Here is a 4,021-nt window from a genome sequence, read left to right as displayed (position 1 = left end):
GGCCAGCTCTCCGACCAGAACCGCCGCAACGAGGCGCCGGCGCTGCCGGAAGCCGCCGCCCAGGCGGAGCCGACCGTGGCCGAGCAGGCGCCCCTGTTCGACAGTTTTTCGCCGGCGGCCCTCGCGGCCCAGGCAGAGCGCAACGAAGCGGCCGCCGACAATGGCGGCTCGCGCCGTCCGCGCCGTCCACGCCGTTCGCGCGGCAATGCCGACGAAGCCAATGCCGACCAGACGGATAGCCAGGCCGAAGCCGGCAGCGGCGATGCGGGCACCGAAGGGGTGAACGCGGCGCCTGCCGAAGCCAGTGCCGCGCCGTCCGAAGACAATCTGGCCCCGGCCGAAGGCGCGGCCAACGACCCGGTCATTGCCGACGTCAACAACTGATCGAGTCCTGTCTTCAGGTCCATCAACGGCGGGGAGAAATCTCCGCCGTTTTCGTTTCCGCATGCCTGGAATTTTATCCTTTGACCGATATCAAGGCGTCTTGAGAGGCTGGGAGCTACGCACCATATCTCGCGTGAACAGGGATCCGGCTCGAATGGGCGGGTCCGTCACCGTAATCAGATCCGGTGCCGCAAAGCGGGCCGGTGATGGAAGGAGACAGATATGAATCTTGAAAAATATTCCGAGCGCGTGCGCGGCTTCATCCAGTCCGCCCAGACCATGGCACTCTCGCGCAATCACCAGCAATTCACCCCCGAACATATGCTGAAGGTGCTCGTCGATGACGACGAGGGCCTGGCCGCATCGCTGATCGAGCGCGCCGGCGGCAATGTCCGCGACGTCAAGCTGGGCGTCGAGGCCGCACTCGAGGCCATGCCCAAAGTGGAAGGCGGCAATGGCCAGCTCTACCTGGCGCAGCCCTTGGCCAAGGTGTTCTCGACCGCCGAGGAGCTGGCCAAGAAGGCCGGCGACAGCTTCGTCACCGTCGAACGCCTGCTGCAGGCTCTGGCCATGGAGAAGTCGGCCAAGACCGCCGACATCCTCTCCAAGGCCGGCGTGACCGCGCAGGCGCTGAACCAGGTCATCAATGATGTCCGCAAGGGTCGCACCGCCGATTCGGCCAACGCCGAGCAGGGCTATGACGCGTTGAAGAAATACGCGCGCGACCTCACGGCCGACGCGCGCGCCGGCAAGCTCGATCCGGTCATCGGCCGCGACGACGAGATCCGCCGCACCATCCAGGTGCTGTCGCGCCGCACCAAGAACAACCCGGTGCTGATCGGCGAGCCGGGCGTCGGCAAGACGGCGATCGCCGAGGGCCTGGCGCTGCGCATCGTCAATGGCGACGTGCCGGAATCGCTGAAGGACAAGCAGCTGATGGCGCTCGACATGGGTGCGCTGATCGCCGGCGCCAAATATCGTGGCGAGTTCGAGGAGCGGCTGAAAGCCGTGCTCAACGAGGTGACGGCCGCCGCCGGCAACATCATCCTGTTCATCGACGAGATGCACACGCTGGTCGGCGCCGGCAAGGCGGACGGCGCCATGGATGCGTCCAACCTTCTGAAGCCGGCGCTGGCGCGCGGCGAGCTGCACTGCGTCGGCGCGACCACGCTCGACGAGTACCGCAAGCATGTCGAGAAAGACGCGGCGCTTGCCCGCCGCTTCCAGCCGGTGTTCGTCAACGAGCCGACGGTGGAGGACACCGTCTCTATCCTGCGCGGCCTCAAGGAGAAGTACGAACAGCATCATAAGGTGCGCATCTCCGATTCGGCGCTGGTCTCCGCGGCGACGCTTTCCAACCGCTACATCGCCGACCGCTTCCTGCCGGACAAGGCGATCGACCTTGTCGACGAGGCCGCCTCGCGGCTGAGGATGCAGGTCGATTCGAAGCCGGAGGCGCTGGACGAGATCGACCGCCGCATCATGCAGCTCAAGATCGAACGCGAGGCGCTCAAGGTCGAGAAGGACGAGGCCTCGAAGGACCGGCTCGCCAGGCTGGAAAAGGAGCTTGCCGGGCTGGAGGAGGAGTCCACCGAGCTCACCTCGAAATGGCAGGCCGAGAAGCAGAAGCTCGGGCTCGCCGCCGACCTCAAGAAGCAGCTTGACGAGGCGCGCAACGAACTGGCCATCGCCCAGCGCAAGGGCGAGTTCCAGCGCGCCGGCGAGCTTGCCTATGGCAAGATCCCGGAGCTGGAGAAGAAGCTGAAGGAGGCCGAGGCGCAGGACGGCAAGGCCGGCATGGTCGAGGAGGTGGTCACGCCCGACCACGTCGCCCATATCGTGTCGCGCTGGACCGGCATTCCGGTCGACAAGATGCTGGAAGGCGAGCGCGAGAAGCTGCTGCGCATGGAAGACGAGATCGGCAAGCGGGTCGTCGGCCAGGGCGAGGCGGTGCAGGCCGTCTCCAAGGCGGTGCGCCGCGCCCGCGCCGGACTGCAGGATCCGAACCGGCCGATAGGCTCGTTCATGTTCCTCGGCCCGACCGGCGTCGGCAAGACCGAGCTCACCAAGGCGCTCGCCAATTTCCTGTTCGACGACGAAAACGCTTTGGTGCGCATCGACATGTCGGAGTTCATGGAGAAGCATTCGGTCGCCCGGCTGATCGGCGCGCCTCCCGGCTATGTCGGTTATGAGGAAGGTGGCGCGCTGACCGAAGCGGTGCGGCGGCGGCCCTATCAGGTCGTGCTGTTCGATGAAATCGAGAAGGCGCATCCGGACGTGTTCAACGTGCTCCTGCAGGTGCTTGACGACGGCCGCCTGACCGATGGCCAGGGCCGCACAGTCGACTTCCGCAACACGCTGATCATCATGACCTCCAATCTCGGCGCCGAATATCTGGTCAACCTCGGCGAGGACCAGGATGTCGATGCTGTGCGAGACGAGGTGATGAGCGTGGTGAGGGCCTCCTTCCGGCCGGAGTTCCTCAACCGCGTCGACGAGGTGATCCTGTTCCACCGGCTGCGCCGGCTGGATATGGACCGCATCGTCGAGATCCAACTCAAGCGGCTGGAGAACCTGCTCACCGACCGCAAGATCGCGCTATCGCTGGATCACGACGCGATCGAGTGGCTGGCGGCCAAGGGCTACGACCCGGCCTATGGCGCGCGGCCGCTGAAGCGGGTGATGCAGAAGGAGCTGCAGGATCCGCTGGCGGAGAAGATCCTGCTCGGCGAGATCCTCGACGGCTCGACCGTCAAGGTCACCGCCGGTTCCGACCGGCTGAACTTCCGCTCGAAGCCGACGGTCGTGGCGACCGAGGCGGCGGCCTGAACCGCCTTGCCTACCCAAAGCGGCGGAGCCTGAATGGGCTTCGCCGCTTTTCCTTGAGACGCGGACGCCCATGACGCTCGACGACTACAACAGCTTCTGCGCCTCGCTGCCCCGGACGACGCATGTCGTCCAGTGGGGCGGCGCCCATGTCTGGAAGGTCGGTGGCAAGGTGTTTGCCATTGGCGGCTGGGACGAGGGCAAACAGCTCTTCGTCACCTTCAAATGTTCCGACATCGCCTATGACGTGCTGAAGGAGCAGCCAGGCTGCCGGCCCGCGCCCTATCTTGCCTCGCGCGGCATGAAATGGATCCAGCGCCAGACAAGCCAGAGCATGGATGATGCGGCGCTGAAGGACTATCTCGGCGAAAGCCACCGCCTGGTCGTCCTCAAGCTGACGAGACAGACACGCAGGGAATTGGGCCTGTAGCAGCCGGGTGTTCGCCATCTTCATGCCCGGTTCATGTTGGAACCTTAAGCTCGGTGAATGGTTTGCTGGCGAAGGGCTCGCCACAAAGGGACATGCCGCGCGGCGGCAATTACGGACCGGAGAGTTGGCCACAATGTTGCGCACGATCGTCTGCCTTTCGGCTGTTGTCGCCGGATTGGTGTCTTCCGGCGCGTTCGCGGCGCCGAGTGGCGACGGCGCGGAAAGGGAGGCCCGCGCTCCCGGCGGCATCCTTCTCGCCCAGGACGGCAACATCGACGTCTATTACGACGCCAGGGGAAACCGCGTCATAGTCGATGCCGATACCGGCAAGGTCATCGCTATCCAGCCGCCGAACACTAGGCTCGATCGCAGGGCGCTGCG

The 4,021-nt window shown here is 65.3% G+C and carries 2 protein-coding genes and 2 pseudogenes; all 4 read left to right on the top strand.

The features are described 5' to 3' along the window. A pseudogene (locus tag EN745_RS31345) lies at positions 1 to 384 on the top strand (hypothetical protein); the annotation flags it as partial. 222 nt (positions 385 to 606) lie between these two features. After that, positions 607 to 3,213, top strand: a complete 2,607-nt coding sequence (gene clpB, locus EN745_RS31340; RefSeq protein ID WP_127423032.1) for an ATP-dependent chaperone ClpB — start codon at positions 607 to 609, stop codon at positions 3,211 to 3,213. Positions 3,214 to 3,283: 70 nt separating this feature from the next. Further along, positions 3,284 to 3,640 carry an MmcQ/YjbR family DNA-binding protein gene (locus EN745_RS31335; RefSeq protein WP_126058153.1) on the top strand — a complete coding sequence of 119 codons (357 nt, stop codon included), beginning with the start codon at positions 3,284 to 3,286 and terminating at the stop codon, positions 3,638 to 3,640. 133 nt (positions 3,641 to 3,773) lie between these two features. Then, positions 3,774 to 4,021: pseudogene (locus EN745_RS31330) on the top strand (hypothetical protein); the annotation flags it as partial.

Origin of the sequence: Mesorhizobium sp. M4A.F.Ca.ET.022.05.2.1 (assembly GCF_003998845.1) — a bacterium.
Lineage (GTDB): Bacteria > Pseudomonadota > Alphaproteobacteria > Rhizobiales > Rhizobiaceae > Mesorhizobium.
Note: the sequence above shows the minus strand (reverse complement) of the source record. Positions and strands in the feature narration are given on the sequence as shown.

Excerpts from the sequence above, each read along its gene's own strand:
- clpB (WP_127423032.1), top strand. The coding sequence starts at position 607 with ATGAATCTTGAAAAATATTCCGAGCGCGTGCGCGGCTTCATCCAGTCC.
- EN745_RS31335 (WP_126058153.1), top strand. The coding sequence starts at position 3,284 with ATGACGCTCGACGACTACAACAGCTTCTGCGCCTCGCTGCCCCGGACG.